This window comes from Streptomyces sp. NPDC085460, assembly GCF_044541975.1.
Classification (GTDB): Bacteria; Actinomycetota; Actinomycetes; order Streptomycetales; family Streptomycetaceae; genus Streptomyces.
Genome location: NZ_JBITTO010000011.1, coordinates 165,598 through 183,586, shown reverse-complemented (window position 1 = coordinate 183,586; position 17,989 = coordinate 165,598). Strand labels below are relative to the sequence as shown.

Here is a 17,989-nt window from a genome sequence, read left to right as displayed (position 1 = left end):
CGCATGATGGGCCGCACGATCTTCATCGACCCGGGCCGCTGCATCGGCTGCCAGGCATGTGTCTCCGCCTGCCGCGAATGCGACTCGCACCGCGGCAAGTCGATGATCCACCTCGACTACCCCGACGAAGGTCACTCCGTCGCCTCCCTTCCCACCGTCTGTATGCACTGTGAGGACCCCGTCGCCCCCTGCGCCGAGGTCTGCCCCGCCGACGCGATCCTGGTGACCGCCGACGGTGTGGTGCAGCAGGCCGACACCACCCGCTGCATCGGCTGCGCCAACTGCGTCAACGCCTGCCCCTTCGGCGTGCCGAAGATCGACCTCCAGGCGAAGCTCCAGATGAAGTGCAACCTCTGCTACGACCGCACCGCCTACGGCCTCGCCCCCATGTGCGCCACCGTCTGCCCGACCGGCGCCCTGTTCTACGGCACGCTCGACGAGCTCCGCGCCGAGCGCCCCGGCGTCCAGGTCGCCGACTCCTTCACCTTCGGCAGCACCACCGTCACCACCGGCGTGGCGATGGTCGTCCCCGCCGACAAGGTCCAGTGGCCCGTGCCCGGCGGCCTGCCCGTCGTCGAGATCAACGGAAGGGACGTCCGATGAGCGTCACCGACCCGCAGCCGCCCGCGCCGGAGGCCGGCGCCGACGCGGCCCAGGAGGCGCTCCACGACCGGATCGCCGCCGACTCCCTCACCACGCGCCGCGACTACCTGCGGATCGTCGCCACCGTCTCCGGCGGTCTCGCCGTCGGCGGCATCGGTGTCGCCTCCGGCATCCTGCACCGGCACGGCGACAGCGAGGGCGCCCCCGAGCCGAAGAAGATCGCCGACCGGATCCTGCCGGGGGAGTCGCTCGCCTTCCGCTACCCCGGGGACGGGGACCGGGCCATCGCCGTCCGCATGGAGGACGGCACCCTGGCCGGCTACTCCGCCGTCTGCACCCACCTCGCCTGCGCCGTCCTGTGGCGCAGCGACCGGGGCAGCGAGGGCGAGCTGTACTGCCCCTGCCACGAGGGTGTCTTCGACGCCCGTACGGGAGAGGTCACCGCCGGCCCGCCGCCGCGCGGCCTGCCCAAGGTGATCCTCATCGAGCAGGTCGACGGCAGCGTCTGGGCGATCGGCACCGCCCGGTCCGGGGAGAGCCTGGAGGAGGGGCTGTGCCGTCAGCAGGGCGACGCGCTGCGGCTCTGCCGTGAGCGGTCGGCCGCCGGCGCCCCCGCCGAGAGGAGCGAACGGACATGACGGAGAGCGCCTTCCCGCAGGACCCGGAGGCCCCGCGCCCGGCGGGCACCCCGCCGGCGCCGGGCCGGCCGCCCTCGTACCGGCCGGGCAGCGCGCAGCCGCGGCTGAACCGGCCGGTGCACGAGCGGTATCCGCAGATCCGGCCCACCAGTGGATACGGCGACCCGCGGATCCGGCACACCGGACCGGGCCCCGGTGCGGGGACGGAGCAGGAACCGGAGCGCTCGTCGAAGCTGTCGGCGCGGCTGGCGCTGGCGCTCACGGTGGTGATCGGCCAGCTCTGGGGGCTGACCATCGTGGTGGACGAGTGGATGACCGGTGACACCGGCACCGCGTGGTGGGGCGCGGGTTTCCTCGTCCTGTCGTTCCTGGTGGTCCTCGGCCTGTGGGCGCTGGATCCGAAGGATCGCTGATCAGGCGGGTCCGGGGTGGGGCGGCGGGCGTACTCTGAAGACATGAGCACCGCCCCCGCCCACGGACCGCGAGACGCGAAGCCGAACGGCATTCGGCCGAATTCCCAGAACCCTCCGAAGCCGGTGATCGTCTTCGACGATCCGCTGGACGCGCAGTCCGCGGACGACACGGACCGCGGGTGGGGCGAGCGGCCTCCGGCCGGCGGCGGTGCCGCCGACCTCGCGCGCTTCCTCGACGAGAAGCCGCCGCACCACCTCTGACGCCGGAGCGTCCCTCCGGTCAGGAGGTGGAGTGCGTGCCCGTGCTGCTGCCGGAGCCGCGCTGCGCGATCAGGTGGTCGCGGATCTCCTTGAGCACCTCCAGCTCGCTGACCTCCATGGTCTCCTGGACGCCTTCCTTCGCCTTGTCGTGCGCGGCGCGCTTGGCGAGGACCTTGGCCATCGGCAGGACCATCAGGAAGTAGACGACGGCCGCGGTGATGATGAAGCTGAGGATGGCGCTCAGCACCAGGCCCCACTGGAGCTGGATGCCCTGCATTTCGCCGTTGACGATCGTGCAGGGGTCCTGGATGCAGGTGGTGTAGCTCTCCAGGTCCTTCGTGCCGAAGGCGCCGACGATGGGGTTGATGATGCCCTTGACCACCGAGTTCACGATGTTGGTGAACGCGGCGCCGATGACGACCGCCACCGCCAGGTCGATCACGTTTCCGCGCATCAGGAAGGCTTTGAAGCCCGCCATCACGCTTTCCTTCTTCTCGGCCACCAAGGTGCCTTTCTTCGGATGTGCGGCTGTGTGCGCAGCCATTAGGCCGTGAAGGGCGCAGAGCCGTCCAATCCGTACACACGGGACGGTGACTTGACAGTGTGTCAGTGCGAATCAGCACAGTGTCACCGCCAGTTGGGAGGTGACACCGGCACCCGCCAGTGCTGTCGCGGTCGCCCGGGGCACGGCCAGGACGATCAACGCCCCTCCGTCCGAACGAGTCTCGCCCGACTGCGGGACTTCGGCCACTCGGGCGGACCGCGCCACCACCCGGGCCGCGCTGCCGCCGTCTCCGGGCGCGGAGTTGACGAGCGGTGCGGCGATGACGTCCACGCGATCGCCGGCGCGCAGGAGCCGTACGGCCTCGGCGTCCGCGATCCGTACCGGCGCGGAGACGAGCCGGACGGGGGCGGGGGAGGGCGCGGGAGCGGAGGAGGCGGCGGGGGATCGGGCCGCCGGGGTCGCCGGGGCCGCGGCGGGGCGCGGTCCGGGGTCGTGGCCGCCGTGTGTTCCGCCCGGCAGCGCGGAGGTGAGGGTGAGTGTGGCGGCGGTCAGGAGGAGGAGTGCGCCGGGCGCCCGGCGCAGCCGGAGCCGGAACCGGCCGCCGCGGACCCGCAGCGGCGCGAACTCCGGCACCACGCATGCGGCGGGGACGGAGACGGGGGCGGGGACGGAGGGGGAGGCGGGGGAGGGGGCGAAGGCGGGGGTGAAGGTGGGGGCGAGTGGGGGGACAGTGGTGTGCGTCGTGTTCATGCGGCCACTGTCCCGCCCGTCCTCCGATCCCGCTCCGGCCTGTGGACAATCCACGGGCTGTGGACAACTCGGCCACCCGTGCGAGGGGTTTGACAGGTTTCAGGGCAGTTCGATGCCGAGGTTCCATCCATCGTGGGCATGAGTGCAGAGACAGTCGCGGTCCGCCGTGGCCGGGAGGGCGCCGATGGCGTCGAAGAGGACGTCGCGGAGCCGGCCGATGTTCTCGCCGAAGACGCGCAGGACCTCGGTGTGGGAGACGCCCTCACCGGTCTCGGTGCCCGCGTCGAGGTCGGTGACGAGGGTGAGGGAGGTGTAGCAGAGGCCGAGTTCGCGGGCGAGGACGGCTTCGGGGTGGCCGGTCATGCCGACGACGGACCAGCCGTTGGCGGCGTGCCAGCGGGATTCGGCGCGGGTGGAGAAGCGGGGGCCCTCGATGACGACGAGGGTGCCGCCGTCGACGGCCTGCCAGTCGCGGCCGCGGGCGGCCTTGACGGCGGCCTGACGCCCGTCGGGGCAGTAGGGGTCGGCGAAGGAGACGTGGACGACGCGGGGGACGGCGCCGTCGGGGCGGCGCTCTCCGTCGAAGTAGGTCTGGGCGCGGTTCTTCGTCCGGTCGATGAGCTGGTCGGGGACGAGGAGGGTGCCGGGGCCGTACTCGGGGCGGAGCCCGCCGACGGCGCAGGGGCCGAGGACCTGGCGGACGCCGACGGAGCGGAGGGCCCAGAGGTTGGCGCGGTAGTTGATCAGGTGCGGGGGGATGTGGTGGCCGCGCCCGTGGCGGGGGAGGAAGGCGACGCGGCGGCCGGCCACCTCGCCGAGGAAGAGGGAGTCGCTGGGGTCGCCGTAGGGGGTGGTGACGGACACCTCGCGGACGTCGTCGAGGAAGGAGTAGAAGCCGGACCCGCCGATCACCCCGATCTCGGCGTAGCCGTCGAGCCCGTCGAGCCCGTCGCGGTCGTCCTGCGCGTCGCGGTCTTCGCGCCCGTCGAGCCGGTCGATCCCCTGGAGCCCGTCGCGGTCGTCGAGCCCGTGGAGCCCGTCGAGCCCGTCGAGGTCGCCCCGACCGTCGAGGTCGCCCCGGCCGTCCCGGTCGCCTGCGGGGCCCGTGCTGATGCTGGTGCCTGGAGTCGTCGCCATGCCGTCACCCTACGCAGCCACCACCCCGGGCTGTGCCGGCCTGCGCAGCTACGGCCGATAGCCCCAAGCCTCAGCCCCGGGCCCCAGCCCCAGGCCCAGCCCCAGGCCCAGCCCCTGCCCCAGCCCCTGCCCCAGGCCCCAGGCCCCAACCCCTGTCCCCAACCCCCTGGTTGGCCGGGCCACTCGGCCGCCACCCGGCCCCCGGCCGCCACCCGGCCGCCACCCGGCCGCCCCCCGGCCGCCCCCCGGCCGCCGGTCGGCCGCCCGGTCGCCCCCCACCCGGCCCCCGGACATGCCGCGGCCCCGCCCCCTCACAAGGGGGCGGGGCCGGGGGTGGTGCGGGGGTGCCTCAGGCGGCGGGGGTCGAGGACGACGACGAGGACGTCGAGGCGGACGTCGTCGAGGCCGGCTTCGCGTCCGACGTGGTCGAGGAGGTGGACGTCGTGGAGGACGTCGAGCTCTTCGAGGCCGGGGAGCTGCTGGACGAGGCGCCGCGGCTGTCGTTCCGGTAGAAGCCGGAGCCCTTGAAGACGATGCCGACGGCGGAGAACACCTTCTTGAGGCGGCCGTGGCAGGCGGGGCACTCGGTCAGCGCGTCATCCGTGAACTTCTGGACCGCCTCAAGGCCCTCGCCGCACTCGGTGCACTGGTACTGGTAGGTCGGCACTAGTCTTCCTCCTGGCACTCACACTCATCGAGTGCTAACGACGTCCCATAGTGACGTATTCCGCGGGTTCAGTCCACCGTCACCGGCACGCGGTGACCGACACCACGTGTCGTGGCCGACGTCGTGACCGGTCCCGTGACCGAAGTCTCGACGCGTCCGGTGACCGAAGTCGTCGCCGTCCTCGCGACCGTGGTCGAGACCGTGCTCGACACCCGCGCCGCGATCCTGCTCGCCTCGCGCGGCTTGAGCTTGCCGCGCAGGGCGACGAGCGTGACGAAGGCGAGCGCGGTGCCGGCGGCCGGGACGAGGAAGCCGGCGGTGGAGCCGTGGGCGTCGGCGAGGCGGCCGGCGACGGTGACGGCCAGCGCCTGGCCGAGGGCGACGGCGCCGGTGAGCCAGGTGAACGCCTCGGTGCGGGCGGAGGCCGGGATCAGGGTCTCGACGATGGTGTAGCCGGTGATCAGGGCCGGGGCGATGCAGAGGCCGACGACCAGGCCGAGGGCGCCGAGCAGCACCACGGAGTGCGCGGTCCACAGCAGGGCGGCGGCGAGGGTGAGGCCGGTGTAGCCGAGGATCAGGCGGCGGCGGGGGCCGGTCTTCCAGGCGATGGCGCCCATGGCGATGCCGGCGAGCATGTTGCCGGCCGCGAAGACGCCGTAGAGCAGGCCGTTGGCGCCGGGGTTGCCGATCTCCTCGCTGAAGGCGGTGAGCGAGACCTGCATGCCGCCGAAGACGGCGCCGATGCCGAGGAAGGCGACGATCAGGACGCGGACGCCGGGGACGGAGAGCGCGGAGCGGTGCGGTTCGGCGTCGGCGCGGCCCGCTGCGGCGAGCAGGCCGTGCGCGGGCTGGGTGGCGCGCTGCGCGGCGAAGAAGAGGCCGCCGACGAGGGTCAGGGCGGCTTCGGTGATCAGGCCGGCGGCCGGGTGGACGCCGGTGCACAGGGCGGTGGCGAGGACCGGGCCGACGACGAAGGTGAACTCGTCGGTGACGGACTCGAAGGCCGCGGCGGTCGGCATCAGCGGGGTGCCGTCGAGCTTGGCCGCCCAGCGGGCCCGGACCATGGGGCCGACCTGCGGGACGGAGGCGCCGGCGGGCACGGCCGCGAGGAACAGCGCCCACAGCGGGGCGCCGGCGAGTGCCAGCACCACGAGGAGCGAGACGGCCGCGGAGTGGACGAGGACGCCGGGGACGAGGACGGCGCGCTGGCCGAAGCGGTCGGCGAGCTTGCCGCTCTGCGGGGCGAAGAGCGCCATGGAGACACCGGTGACGGCGGCGACGGCGCCGGCGCTGCCGAAGGACCCGGTGGTGTGCTGGACGAGCAGGACGATGCCGATGGTCAGCATCGCGAAGGGCTGCCGTGCGGCGAACCCGGGGATCAGGAAGGAGAGCGCACCGGGGGTGCGCAGCAGCTGCCCGTAGCCGGGCCGCTTCTCGGAGACGACCGTGGACGCCACGGTCCTGGCCTTTCTGCCGCCTGGTAGCGCGCGGGCACGGTGGTGCCGGTCTCGCCGAGAGCTGTCCTCTTGCGCGGAACTGCGGTAGATACCGGGTGGGCCCCTCTGCGGGAGGGGGCGCCGCGGCCGCCATACGGTCGCGCCAGCTCTGCGTCAGGCAGAGTTGGTTCGATCAAGTGTGCCTTCATGGTACAGGGAGGAGCGCCCTCCCGCCTGTGATTCCACAGGGGAGAACGCTCCTGACCCCGAAATAATGCCGGCGATTAACTCTTGATCAATGATCCGGTCGCTTGCTCTTCCCCGTCACCGACGACGGCCGGTGGAAGCGGGTCGCCGTCGTCGTGACCGCCTTCCGTCCGTCGCCGGTGCCGAGCCAGCCGGCGAGCTTGCCGCCCTGGCCGACCGCGCGCAGCCGGCGCTCGGTGGCGTCGCGCACCGGGTCGGTGGCGACGACGAGGAGTTCGTCTCCTCGGCGCAGCACGGTCGCCGGGCCCGGTACGAAGCTGGTGTCCTCCCGTACGACGAGGGTGACGGCGGCGCCGGTGGGCAGGCGCAGCTCGGCGACCTCGACGCCGTGCATCCGGGAGCCCTCGGGGATGGCGACGGAGAGCAGGTGGCCGCGGAGCCGCTCCAGCGGGGCGGACTCGACGCCGAGGTCGGCGGCGCCGGAGGAGTCGCCGAGCTTCAGGGCCTTCGCCAGGTAGGGGAGGGTCGGGCCCTGGACGAGGGTGTAGACGACGACCAGGACGAAGACGATGTTGAAGATCCGCTCGCTGCCCTCGATCTGCCCCACCATCGGGATGGTGGCGAGGATGATGGGGACGGCTCCGCGCAGGCCGGCCCAGGACATGAGGGCCTGCTCCTGCCAGGGGATGCGGAAGGGCGCCAGGCTGACCAGGACCTCCATGGGGCGGGCCACCATGGTGAGGACGAGGCCGATGACGACGGCCGGCCAGAAGTCGCCCGCGAGCTCGTGCGGGGTGACGAGCAGGCCGAGCAGGACGAACATGCCGATCTGGGCGATCCAGCCGAGTCCCTCGGCGAAGCCGCGGTTGGCGGGGGCGTGCGGCAGCTTGGCGTTGCCGAGGACCATCGAGGCCAGGTAGACGGCGAGGAAGCCGGAGCCGTGGGCGATCGCGCCGGCCGCGTAGGCGGTGACGGCGATGGCCATCACGGCGATCGGGTAGAGGCCGGAGGCGGGCAGGGCGACGTGGCGGAGCCCGTACGCGCCGACGAAGCCGACGGCGAGGCCGACGGCGGCGCCGATGGCGAGCTCCAGGGCGATCTTCCCGACGAGCAGGTACCACTCGTCGACGGGGCCCGCGGCCGAGAAGGCGACGACGAGGATGACGACCGGGGCGTCGTTGAAGCCGGACTCGGCCTCCAGGACGCCGGTGACCCGGGACGGCAGCGGCACCTTGCGCAGGACGGAGAAGACGGCGGCGGCGTCGGTGGAGGAGACGACGGCGCCGATGATCAGCGCCTGCCGCCATTCCAGGCCGACGAGGTAGTGGGCGGCGGCGGAGGTGATGCCGACGGAGACGGCGACGCCGACGGTGGAGAGGACGACCGCGGCCGGCAGGGCCGGCTTGATCTCCTTCCACTTCGTGCCGAGACCGCCCTCGGCGAGGATGACGACGAGGGCCGCGTAGCCGATGACCTGGGTGAGTTCGGCGTTGTCGAAGGCGACGTTGCCGATGCCGTCCTGCCCTATGGCGACGCCGATGCCGAGGTAGAGCAGCAGGCTGGGGAGCCCGCTCCGGGACGAGATCCGGACGGCGGCGACCGCGATCAGCAGCACGAGTGAGCTGATCAGCAGGAGTTCGTTGAGCTCGTGGACAGTCAGTGCGCCGTTCCTTCCCCTCGCACGCGCCGGATCGTTCCTCCACCGCGGGTACTTCGTTACCTTACCTAATCTTTAACGCTTTCTTGACGCCTTCTTTGCGTTCCGCCGTTCTGGGATGCGGTCATCAGTGCGGTTCCTCCCTGACACCGAGTCCGGGGCGCCCAGGCGCTGCGCCTAAGGTTGCTCCCGTACTCCAGGACCACCCTGCCCCTCGAAGGACAGCGATGCCCTCCAACACGACCGCGCCCCCCGCCAAGAAGAAAGGCAGGCGCGCCCGCCTGATCGTCCTGCTCCTGGTCCTTGCGCTGGTCGGGGCCGTCGCCTTCGGCGGCTGGTGGGGAGTCGGCACCGTCCGGGCCTCGTTCCCGCAGACCACCGGCGAGGTCCGGATCGACTCGCTCTCCGGCGACGTCGAGGTCAAGCGCGACGCCAACGGCATCCCGCAGATCTACGCGGACAACGAGACCGACCTCTTCCGCGCCCAGGGCTACGTCCAGGCGCAGGACCGCTTCTACGAGATGGACGTCCGCCGGCACATGACCGCCGGCCGGCTCTCCGAGATGTTCGGCGAGGGCCAGGTCGAGACCGACGCCTTCCTGCGCACCCTCGGCTGGCGCCAGGTCGCGCAGCAGGAGTACGACAAGGTCCTCACCGCGGAGACGAAGAAGTACCTCCAGGCGTACGCGGAAGGCGTCAACGCCTACCTGAAGGACCGGGCGCCGAAGGACGTCTCCGTCGAGTACGCGGCCCTCGCCTTCACCAACGACTACACGATCGAGCCGTGGACCCCGGTCGACTCGGTCGCCTGGCTCAAGGCCATGGCCTGGGACCTGCGCGGCAACATGCAGGACGAGATCGACCGCTCCCTGCTCACCAGCCGGCTGACCCCGGCCCAGATCAAGCAGCTCTACCCGGCGTACCCGTACGACCTGCACCAGCCGATCCTCGACCGCGGCACGGTCGACCCGGTGACGAAGAAGTTCGACCCGAAGGCGGGCAAGGACGAGGAGTCCGGCGACGGTACGGGGACGGGTACGGGTTCGGGCGACGGCTCCGGCGGCGCGAGCGCCCAGCTCGCCGCGCTCTCCGGCCTCTCCGACGTCCTCGACCAGGTCCCCGCGCTGCTCGGCCCCAACGGCAACGGCATCGGCTCCAACTCCTGGGTCGTCTCCGGGGCCCTCACCACCTCGGGCAAGCCGCTGCTCGCCAACGACCCGCACCTCGCGCCGATGCTGCCGTCCCTCTGGTACCAGATGGGCCTGCACTGCCGCTCCGTCTCGGCCACCTGCCGCTACGACGTCGCCGGCTACACCTTCTCCGGCATGCCCGGCGTGATCATCGGCCACAACGACTCCATCGCCTGGGGCCTCACCAACCTCGGCGCCGACGTCACCGACCTCTACCTGGAGAAGCTCAGCCCCGAGGGCTACCTCGTCGACGGCAAGGTCAAGCCCTTCGACACCCGCGAGGAGACCATCAAGGTCGCCGGCGGCGACGACCGGAAGATCACCGTCCGCTCCACCGACCGCGGCCCGCTCGTCTCCGACCGCTCCTCCGAACTGGAGAAGGTCGGCCAGAAGGCCCCCGTCGGCAACGCCGCCCCCGACCGCGCCGAGGGCTACGGCGTCTCCCTCCAGTGGACCGCCCTCCAGCCCGGCAAGTCCATGGACGCGATCTTCGCGCTCAACCGCGCCCAGGACTTCAAGCAGTTCCGGGCCGCCGCGAAGAACTTCGAGGTCCCCTCGCAGAACCTCGTCTACGCCGACACCAAGGGTCACATCGGCTACCAGTCCCCGGGCAAGATCCCGCGCCGCGCCACCGGCGACGGCACCCTGCCCGCCCCCGGCTGGGACTCCCGCTACCGCTGGACCGGATACATCCCCTTCGAGCAGCTGCCGTACGAGTACGACCCGGACCGCGGCTACATCGTCACCGCCAACCAGGCCGTGATCTCCCCGGAGCAGTACCCCGACCTGCTCACCCAGGACTGGGGCTACGGCTCCCGCAGCCAGCGGATCAACGACCTCATCGAGTCCAAGACCAAGGACGGCGGCAAGATCTCGCCGGACGACATGCGGACCATGCAGACCGACAACCGCAGCGAGATCGCCACCCTGCTCAACCCGCTGCTGCTGAAGGTCGACATCTCCGACCCGTACGTCCGCGAGGCGCAGAAGCTGCTGGAGGGCTGGGACTACACCCAGGAGCCCGACTCGGCCGCCGCCGCCTACTTCAACGCGGTCTGGCGCAACGTCCTCAAGCTGTCCTTCGGCGACAAGCTGCCCAAGGAGGTGCGCGCCGAGGGCGACTGCATCAACGTGCGCCCGGTCGACGCCACCGGCCCGGTCGACAAGCAGAACGAGCTGGTCCGCGAGTGCGGCGAGCGCGACGCCGACTCGGCGCAGCCGGACGGCGGCGACCGCTGGTACGAGGTGGTCCGCCCGCTCCTCAAGCAGGACAAGAGCGAGTGGTGGAAGACCCCCGCCACCCGCACCGACCCGGCCACCGAGACCCGCGACCAGCTGCTCGCCCGGGCCATGAAGGACGCCCGCTGGGAGCTGACCGCCAAGCTCGGCAAGGACGTCTCCTCCTGGAGCTGGGGCCGGCTGCACCAGCTGACCCTGAAGAACCAGACCCTCGGCACCGCCGGGCCCGGCATGGTGCAGCACCTGCTCAACCGCGGTCCGTGGAACCTCGGCGGCGGCGAGGCGGCGGTCGACGCGACCGGCTGGAACGCGGCCGGCGGCTACGAGGTCATCTGGGTGCCGTCGATGCGGATGGTCGTGAACGTCGGCGACTGGGACAGGTCCCGCTGGATCAACCTGAGCGGCGCCTCCGGCCACGCCTACCACGCCAACTACACGGACCAGACGGACGCCTGGGCCAGGGGCGAGCTGTACGACTGGGCCTACGGCAAGGCGGCGGTCGACGCGGCGGCGAAGGACACGCTGGTCCTCAAGCCGTAGCGGCACGGAAGCGGGTGGTCCCCTCGGGGGTCACCACCGCCTGCACGGGGTGGTCGTGCGGTTCCTCCGGGACCCGCGCGACCACCTCGTCCGCGTAGAGGAGCACGACCAGGGCCGGGTGCACGCGCGCGCGTGCGAGGCGGGCGAGGACCCGGTCGTACGAGCCGCCGCCCCGGCCCAGACGCATGCCCCGCGCGTCCACCGCGAGCCCCGGCAGCAGCACCGCGTCCGCCGCGCACACCGCGTCCGGGCCGAGCCGGGGCCCGGTGGGCTCCAGCAGGCCGCGGCCGGCCTTCGCCAGCGCCTCCCGGCCCTCGTACGCGGCCCAGTCCAGGTCGTTGTCGGGCAGCAGCACCGGCAGCAGGACCCGCGTCCCGCAGGCGCGCAGGACGTCGAGCAGCACGCGCGTGCCGGGCTCGCGGCCGACCGAGACGTACGCGGCGACGGTCGCGGCACCGGCCAGTTCGGGCAGCTCGGCGCCGTGGCCGGCCAGCTCGGCGGCGGTGCGGGCGAGGACCTCGGGCGAGAGGGCGGCGCGGGCGGCGAGCAGCCGGCGGCGCAACAGTGCCTTTTCGGACAAGTCAGGATTTTCTTTCTGCACGGGGGTTCCTGGAATCTCTTGTAACTGGCTTGTAAGCGTCTTTATGGGAAGAAAGTTAATCGGAGGCACATCTTTCTCTCATTCCCTAGCGGTTAAGGTGCCTGCATGAATCAGTCGTTCCCCCGCCTCGGCCGGATCAGCAAGGCTGTCATCCCGGCCGCCGGCCTCGGCACCCGCTTCCTGCCGGCGACGAAGGCGACGCCGAAGGAGATGCTGCCGGTCGTCGACAAGCCGGCGATCCAGTACGTCGTGGAGGAGGCCGTCGCGGCCGGGCTCTCCGACGTGCTCATGATCACCGGCCGGAACAAGAGGCCGCTGGAGGACCACTTCGACCGGAACTACGAGCTGGAGGAGGCGCTGAGCCGCAAGGGCGACGGCGAACGCCTCTCCAAGGTCCAGGAGTCGAACGACCTCGCCACCATGCACTACGTGCGCCAGGGCGCCCCCCGCGGCCTCGGCCACGCGGTGCTGTGCGCGGCCCCGCACGTCGGCGACCAGCCCTTCGCGGTCCTCCTCGGCGACGACCTGATCGACCCGCGCGACCCCCTCCTCGCGCGGATGGTCGAGATCCAGGAGCGCGAGGGCGGCAGCGTCGTCGCGCTGATGGAGGTCGAGCCCTCGCAGATCCACCTGTACGGCTGCGCGGCCGTCGAGGCGACCGTCGACGGCGACGTGGTGCGCGTGACGGACCTGGTGGAGAAGCCCGAGCCGGCCGAGGCGCCCAGCAACTACGCGGTCATCGGGCGCTATGTGCTCGACCCGGCGGTTTTCGGCACGCTGCGGGAGACCGAGCCCGGCAGGGGCGGCGAGATCCAGCTGACCGACGCCCTGCAGAAGCTCGCGAGCGACGAGAAGCTGGGCGGTCCGGTGCACGGCGTCGTCTTCAAGGGGCGCCGCTATGACACCGGGGACCGCGGTGACTATCTGCGTGCCATTGTCAGACTCGCGTGCGAACGTGAAGATCTGGGACCGGACTTCCGGGCCTGGCTCCGGAGATACGTCAGCGAGGAGATGTAGGACCTTGAGCAGCGACACGGCACCGTCCCAGGACCCCCAGGACCAGGGCGCCCAGGACCAGGGCCACGGTCATGGTGGCGGCCACGATCACGGTCACGATCACGGGACCGGCGACCCCTGCGCCGGCCCGGCCCGGGGCCTCTGGTCGGTCGACGAGCACCTGGCCGACATCCTGGCGACCGTCCGCCCCCTGGACCCGATCGAGCTCCCGCTGCTCGACGCGCAGGGGTGCGTGCTCGTCGAGGACGTGACGGTGCCGGTCGCCCTGCCGCCGTTCGACAACAGCTCGATGGACGGGTACGCGGTCCGGGTCACCGACGTCGCGGGCGCCACCGAGGAGTTCCCGGCCGTCCTCACCGTCGTCGGCGACGTCGCCGCGGGCGCCGGCGGCCTGCCGGAGGTCGGCCCCGGGCAGGCCGCCCGGATCATGACCGGCGCCCCGCTGCCGCCGGGCGCCGAGGCGGTCGTCCCGGTCGAGTGGACCGACGGCGGCGCGGGGGAGGGCGCCGCCACCGGCATGCGGGCCGCGAGCACCGCCCCGGAGGGCGCCGCGGGCGAGGTGCGGGTGCACCGCGCGGCGGAGGCCGGCGCGCACGTCCGCCGGGTCGGCAGCGACGTACGGGCCGGAGAGCTCGCCCTCGCCGCCGGCACGGTCCTCGGCCCGCCGCAGCTCGGCCTGCTCGCCGCGATCGGCCGGGGCACGGTCACCGTCCGGCCCCGCCCGCGCGTGGTCGTCCTCTCCACCGGCAGCGAACTCGTCCAGCCCGGCGAGGAACTCGGCCCCGGGCAGATCCACGACTCCAACAGCTTCGCGCTCGCCGCCGCCGCCCGGGACGCGGGCGCCCTGGCCTACCGGGTCGGCGCGGTCGCCGACGACGCCGAGTCGCTCCGCGCCACCATCGAGGACCAGCTGATCCGGGCCGACCTCCTCGTCACCACCGGAGGCGTCAGCGTCGGCGCCTACGACGTGGTGAAGGAGGCGCTCACCGCCGACGGGCAGGTCGACTTCCGCAAGCTGGCCATGCAGCCGGGCAAGCCGCAGGGCTTCGGCGCGATCGGCCCCGAGCAGATCCCGCTCCTCGCCCTGCCGGGCAACCCGGTCTCCTCGTACGTCTCCTTCGAGCTCTTCGTCCGCCCCGCGATCCGCGCCCTGATGGGCCTGGAGGACCTGCACCGCCCGGTCGTCCGCGCCGTCCTGAAGGCGGACGGCCCGCTCTCCTCCCCGGCCGGCCGCCGCCAGTACCTCCGGGGGACGTACGACGCCGAGTCCGGCACCGTCACCCCCGTGGGCGGAGCCGGCTCCCACCTGATCGCCGCCCTCGCCCACGCGGACGCCCTGCTCGTGGTCCCGGAGGACCGCACCGCGGCCGACCCGGGCGACGAGCTGGACGTGGTCCTCCTCGGCTGAGGGGGCCCGGGCGGGGGTACGGTGTGTCGTCCCACACAGCGACCGGGAGTGTCACGGCCATGAGCACGCAGCAAGGTCTCACCCACATCGACGAGGCGGGCGCCGCCCGCATGGTCGACGTATCGGCGAAGGACGTCACGTCCCGCACGGCGCGCGCCAGCGGGCGGGTCCTCGTCTCGCCGCGCGTGATCGAGCTGCTGCGCGGCGAGGGCGTGCCGAAGGGCGACGCGCTTGCGACCGCGCGGATCGCCGGGATCATGGGCGCGAAGAAGACCCCCGACCTCATCCCGCTCTGCCACCCGCTGGCCGTCTCGGGGGTGACGCTGGACCTCACCGTGGCGGACGACGCCGTGGAGATCCTGGCGACCGTGAAGACCACCGACCGCACGGGCGTCGAGATGGAGGCGCTGACCGCCGTCTCCGTGGCCGCGCTGACGGTGGTGGACATGATCAAGGCGGTCGACAAGGGCGCGGTCATCTCCGACGTACGGGTGGAGGAGAAGACCGGCGGCAAGTCGGGCCACTGGACGCGGGACGACGCGTGACCCGCGACGACCGGACCTCGGGAGCGCGCGACGCCCACGGCGGCCCGCTCACCACGCCCTACGCCGCGCTCGTCGTCACCGCCTCCAACCGGGCCTCCGCCGGGGTCTACGCGGACAAGGGCGGGCCGCTGATCGCCGAGGGGCTGCGCGCGATGGGCTTCGCCGTCGACGGGCCGCGGGTGGTCCCCGACGGGGCGCCCGTCGAGGCGGCCCTCCGCGCCGGGATCGCCGCCGGGTACGACGTGATCCTCACCACCGGCGGCACCGGCATCTCGCCCACCGACGAGACGCCCGAGGTCACCGCCCGGCTCCTGGAGCGGGAGATCCCGGGCATCCCGGAGGCGATCCGGGCGTACGGCCGGGAGAAGGTGCCGACGGCGGCGCTCTCGCGCGGACTCGCCGGCGTCGCCGGCGGCACGCTGATCGTGAACCTGCCGGGCTCGACCGGCGGGGTACGGGACGGGCTCGCCGTTTTGGAGCCGCTGCTGCGGCACGCCGTGGACCAGATCCGCGGCGGCGACCACCCGAGACCGGCGGAAGCGGGCCCGGCCTCATGACCACGGCCTGGCCGGCCGTCCTCGCCGACGGAGACGTCCTGCTCCGTCCGATAAGGATGCGCGACCAGCGGGAGTGGCGGGAGGTGAACCGCCGCAACCGCGAGTGGCTGCGCCCCTGGGAGGCGACGGTGCCGCCGCCCGCGCCCGGCATGCCGCCCGCGCAGCGCCCCACGTACCGTCAGATGGTGCGCCATCTGCGGTCGGAGGCGAACGCCGGGCGGATGCTGCCGTTCGTCATCGAGTACCGGGGGCGGATGGCCGGGCAGTTGACGGTGGCCGGGATCACCTGGGGCTCGATGTGCTCGGGGCACGTGGGGTACTGGGTCGACCGCGACGTCGCCGGGCGCGGGGTGATGCCGACGGCGGTGGCGCTGGCGACCGACCACTGCTTCCGGACGGTCGGGCTGCACCGCATGGAGGTGTGCATCCGGCCGGAGAACGGCCCCTCGCGCCGGGTCGTGGAGAAACTCGGATTCCGGGAAGAGGGCGTACGGCCGCGTTATCTGCACATCGACGGCGCCTGGCGGGACCACCTGGTGTTCGCGCTGACGGCGGAGGAGATCCCGGAGGGGCTGCTGGCCCGCTGGCACCGGACGCGCCGCCGGGACGCCGCGTAACCACGGAATTCATATAACTGTTCGAATTCCAGCGGCATATGAACACCGATCGATCTGAACAATCACAAAAAGTTCAGTGATATCAGCCAGATCGTGCGACACACCGGGCCAATTGGCCGATGCCCCGTCGCGAACCCCTCTACCGTGTGAGGCGTGAGCAGCAGCGGCCTCATCTACGCAGTCATCGTCGGGGCCTGGGCCGCCTACTTGGTGCCGATGTGGCTCCGCAGGCAGGACGAGCTGAACGAAGCCCGTCCGACGGAACGCTTCAGCACCGCCATCCGGCTGCTGTCCGGACGGGCGGGCATGGAGCGCCGGTACGCCAAGGAGCTGCGTGAGCGGGACCGTACGGCCCTGGACGCGGTGCCCGACGTGGACCCGGACGCGGCGACCGAGCATCTCGGCTCGGTCGACGTCCGGGCCTTCGCCGCGCCTCCGGCCAGGACCGAGGCGCGCCTCGAACTCCCCGGGCCCGAGCGCGAGCCCGAGCCGGAACAGGCGCCCGCGCCCGCACCCCGCCAGCCCGCGGCGGGCGGGGCCGCCGAGCGCGCCCGCCGGGGCAAGGTCCTGGCGCGCCGCCGGCGCACCACGATCGTGCTCTTCTCCGCCTTCACCCTCGGGGCCGTGATCGCCGCCGTCGGCGGCGTCACCTTCCTGTGGGCGCCGGCCGTCCCCGCCGTGCTGCTCAGCGCGTACATCGTCCACCTGCGCGGCCAGGAGCGCCGCCGGTTCGTGTACGTGATGGACCGGCGCCGGGCCGAGGCCGCCGCCGCCCGGCTCCGCGAGAGCCGCCGGGCCGCCGCGCCGACGCCCGAGCCGGAGCCCACGCCCGCCCCGCCGGTCTCCCCGCAGGAGGCCGACCGGCGCGCGCTGGTCGAGCAGACCGACCACGCCGAGTGGGTGGACCAGCAGCGCGAGCGCGGCCCGGCCCGGGGCGACAGCTGGGACCCCGTCCCGGTGCCGCTGCCCACGTACGTCACCGCGCCGGTCGCCCCGCGCGCCTCCAACGGCGTGGACGTCACCGACCCGGAGACCTGGAGCGCGGCCCGCTCCTCCACCGCCGAGCAGCCTCCCGCCGCCTCGCCGGCCCCGCGCCGCCGCCCGGCCCCGCCGCGCCGCGGCGGCGACCACGGCCGGACCCCGCTCTTCGACCAGTACGCGGAGGAGGACCGCCCCCGTGCCGCCAACGAATGACGGCCCCTCGGCAGGCCCTCCGCAGGTCCTCGCCTGACCTGCGGCGAAAGCGATTTTTCTTCTCGCCGACCGGGATGCTAATGTTTCACACGTCGCAGGGGCCTGTGGCGCAGTCCGGTAGCGCACCTCGTTCGCATCGAGGGGGTCAGGGGTTCGAATCCCCTCAGGTCCACAAGTGACAAGATCCCGGTCAGTCGGTTCGACTGACCGGGATCTTCGTTTTTCGGCAGGCCCGGACCGGGCCGGGGCCCGGCCCGCCGTCCGTGAACGGGCCGGTCAGACCAGCGGCTTGGCGTAGCAGCGGCTGGTTTCGTAGTGGCGGTAGTAGCCGAACTTCACGCACGGCTCGTAGCCGCTGGACGTGTAGAGGCCGATGGCCTCGGGCTGGGCCGTGCCGGTCTCCAGGACCATGCGGGTCCGGCCGGCGGCGCGGGCGTCGTCCTCCAGGAGGGCGAGGAGCCTGCGGGCCAGGCCCAGGCCGCGCGCCTCGGGGACGACGTACATCCGCTTCAGCTCGGCGTCGCCGTCCGCGTACCCCTCCTCGTTCTCGTCCTGGCGGCGCCAGGCGCCGCTCGCGACGGGCCGGCCGGCGTCGTCGTAGGCGAGGAGGTAGAGGCCGTGCGGCGGGACGAACATGGCGGGGTCGAGCGGTGTGGCGTCGCCCTCACTCTCGTAGCGGACGGCGTACTCCGCCTGCACCGCGTCCTGCAGTTTCACGGCGTCCGGGTGGTCGTACGGCGTCGGCTCCATGCGCATGGCGGACATCGTACGTGCATGCGAATCGCCGGGTGTCGGTATTCTCCCGGG

Annotated in this window: 19 protein-coding genes and 1 tRNA gene; 12 read left to right on the top strand and 8 right to left on the bottom strand. The window is 72.7% G+C overall.

Features of this window, described 5'->3' with window-relative positions:
• The first annotated feature begins 3 nt into the window (after positions 1 to 3).
• From ACIGHB_RS27615 to ACIGHB_RS27600, 4 genes are read left to right on the top strand one after another with little or no spacing between them, the layout of a single operon-like run.
• Complete coding sequence (locus ACIGHB_RS27615) at positions 4 to 603, top strand: 4Fe-4S dicluster domain-containing protein (protein ID WP_017241081.1); 600 nt, start codon at positions 4 to 6, stop codon at positions 601 to 603.
• Positions 600 to 1,241 carry a Rieske (2Fe-2S) protein gene (locus ACIGHB_RS27610; protein WP_360312671.1) on the top strand — a complete coding sequence of 214 codons (642 nt, stop codon included), beginning with the start codon at positions 600 to 602 and terminating at the stop codon, positions 1,239 to 1,241. The genes ACIGHB_RS27615 and ACIGHB_RS27610 overlap by 4 nt, the downstream gene beginning before the upstream one ends.
• A complete protein-coding gene (locus tag ACIGHB_RS27605; RefSeq protein ID WP_360312673.1) occupies positions 1,238 to 1,654 on the top strand; it encodes a hypothetical protein in 417 nt (138 codons plus the stop codon). Before ACIGHB_RS27610 ends, ACIGHB_RS27605 begins: the two co-directional genes overlap by 4 nt.
• A 42-nt stretch (positions 1,655 to 1,696) precedes the next feature.
• Positions 1,697 to 1,915: a hypothetical protein gene (locus tag ACIGHB_RS27600; RefSeq protein ID WP_360312675.1), complete on the top strand. Its 219-nt coding sequence runs from the start codon at positions 1,697 to 1,699 to the stop codon at positions 1,913 to 1,915.
• Positions 1,916 to 1,934: 19 nt separating this feature from the next.
• Here the strand turns inward: ACIGHB_RS27600 and mscL are convergent, their stop codons facing one another.
• From mscL to ACIGHB_RS27570, 6 genes are all read right to left on the bottom strand, one after another.
• On the bottom strand, positions 1,935 to 2,417 hold the full coding sequence (mscL, locus tag ACIGHB_RS27595) for a large conductance mechanosensitive channel protein MscL (protein WP_399916635.1): 483 nt from the start codon (positions 2,415 to 2,417) through the stop codon (positions 1,935 to 1,937).
• 114 nt (positions 2,418 to 2,531) lie between these two features.
• Positions 2,532 to 3,170: a hypothetical protein gene (locus ACIGHB_RS27590; protein ID WP_399916634.1), complete on the bottom strand. Its 639-nt coding sequence runs from the start codon at positions 3,168 to 3,170 to the stop codon at positions 2,532 to 2,534.
• A 99-nt stretch (positions 3,171 to 3,269) separates the two neighbouring features.
• Entirely contained in the window at positions 3,270 to 4,307 is a 1,038-nt protein-coding gene (locus tag ACIGHB_RS27585) for an S-methyl-5'-thioadenosine phosphorylase (protein WP_399916632.1), read from the bottom strand.
• Between the two features lie 349 nt (positions 4,308 to 4,656).
• Complete coding sequence (locus ACIGHB_RS27580) at positions 4,657 to 4,974, bottom strand: FmdB family zinc ribbon protein (protein WP_360312683.1); 318 nt, start codon at positions 4,972 to 4,974, stop codon at positions 4,657 to 4,659.
• 68 nt (positions 4,975 to 5,042) lie between these two features.
• Positions 5,043 to 6,431, bottom strand: coding sequence for an MFS transporter (locus tag ACIGHB_RS27575; protein WP_360312685.1), 1,389 nt, complete (start codon positions 6,429 to 6,431; stop codon positions 5,043 to 5,045).
• Between the two features lie 274 nt (positions 6,432 to 6,705).
• Positions 6,706 to 8,232 (bottom strand): potassium/proton antiporter, encoded by a 1,527-nt coding sequence (locus ACIGHB_RS27570; RefSeq protein ID WP_360312687.1) that lies wholly within the window; start codon positions 8,230 to 8,232, stop codon positions 6,706 to 6,708.
• A 269-nt stretch (positions 8,233 to 8,501) separates the two neighbouring features.
• Here ACIGHB_RS27570 and ACIGHB_RS27565 point away from each other — a divergent pair, with 269 nt between their 5' ends.
• Positions 8,502 to 11,243, top strand: coding sequence for a penicillin acylase family protein (locus tag ACIGHB_RS27565; protein ID WP_399916630.1), 2,742 nt, complete (start codon positions 8,502 to 8,504; stop codon positions 11,241 to 11,243).
• Here ACIGHB_RS27565 and ACIGHB_RS27560 read toward each other — a convergent pair.
• Positions 11,233 to 11,823 carry a 5-formyltetrahydrofolate cyclo-ligase gene (locus ACIGHB_RS27560; protein ID WP_399916628.1) on the bottom strand — a complete coding sequence of 197 codons (591 nt, stop codon included), beginning with the start codon at positions 11,821 to 11,823 and terminating at the stop codon, positions 11,233 to 11,235. The genes ACIGHB_RS27565 and ACIGHB_RS27560 overlap by 11 nt on opposite strands.
• Before the next feature lie 126 nt (positions 11,824 to 11,949).
• On the opposite strand from ACIGHB_RS27560, the gene galU reads away from it, so the two are divergent.
• From galU to ACIGHB_RS27525, 7 genes are all read left to right on the top strand, one after another.
• Positions 11,950 to 12,861, top strand: a complete 912-nt coding sequence (gene galU, locus ACIGHB_RS27555) for a UTP--glucose-1-phosphate uridylyltransferase GalU (protein ID WP_360312693.1) — start codon at positions 11,950 to 11,952, stop codon at positions 12,859 to 12,861.
• A 4-nt stretch (positions 12,862 to 12,865) separates the two neighbouring features.
• Positions 12,866 to 14,269, top strand: a complete 1,404-nt coding sequence (gene glp, locus ACIGHB_RS27550) for a gephyrin-like molybdotransferase Glp (protein WP_399916625.1) — start codon at positions 12,866 to 12,868, stop codon at positions 14,267 to 14,269.
• A 59-nt stretch (positions 14,270 to 14,328) separates the two neighbouring features.
• Positions 14,329 to 14,814: a cyclic pyranopterin monophosphate synthase MoaC gene (gene moaC, locus ACIGHB_RS27545; RefSeq protein ID WP_376597788.1), complete on the top strand. Its 486-nt coding sequence runs from the start codon at positions 14,329 to 14,331 to the stop codon at positions 14,812 to 14,814.
• Entirely contained in the window at positions 14,811 to 15,371 is a 561-nt protein-coding gene (locus ACIGHB_RS27540) for a molybdenum cofactor biosynthesis protein B (protein WP_399916622.1), read from the top strand. The genes moaC and ACIGHB_RS27540 overlap by 4 nt, the downstream gene beginning before the upstream one ends.
• The gene (locus tag ACIGHB_RS27535) at positions 15,368 to 15,988 is read left to right on the top strand and encodes a GNAT family protein (RefSeq protein ID WP_360312699.1); all 621 of its coding nucleotides are present in this window, start codon (positions 15,368 to 15,370) and stop codon (positions 15,986 to 15,988) included. The genes ACIGHB_RS27540 and ACIGHB_RS27535 overlap by 4 nt, the downstream gene beginning before the upstream one ends.
• A gap of 153 nt (positions 15,989 to 16,141) precedes the next feature.
• Positions 16,142 to 17,182 (top strand): gephyrin-like molybdotransferase receptor GlpR, encoded by a 1,041-nt coding sequence (gene glpR / locus ACIGHB_RS27530; protein WP_399916619.1) that lies wholly within the window; start codon positions 16,142 to 16,144, stop codon positions 17,180 to 17,182.
• A 98-nt stretch (positions 17,183 to 17,280) separates the two neighbouring features.
• A tRNA-Ala gene (locus ACIGHB_RS27525) sits at positions 17,281 to 17,354 on the top strand.
• 104 nt (positions 17,355 to 17,458) lie between these two features.
• Here ACIGHB_RS27525 and ACIGHB_RS27520 read toward each other — a convergent pair.
• Positions 17,459 to 17,938 carry a GNAT family N-acetyltransferase gene (locus ACIGHB_RS27520; protein WP_399916618.1) on the bottom strand — a complete coding sequence of 160 codons (480 nt, stop codon included), beginning with the start codon at positions 17,936 to 17,938 and terminating at the stop codon, positions 17,459 to 17,461.
• Between the last annotated feature and the right edge of the window lie 51 nt (positions 17,939 to 17,989).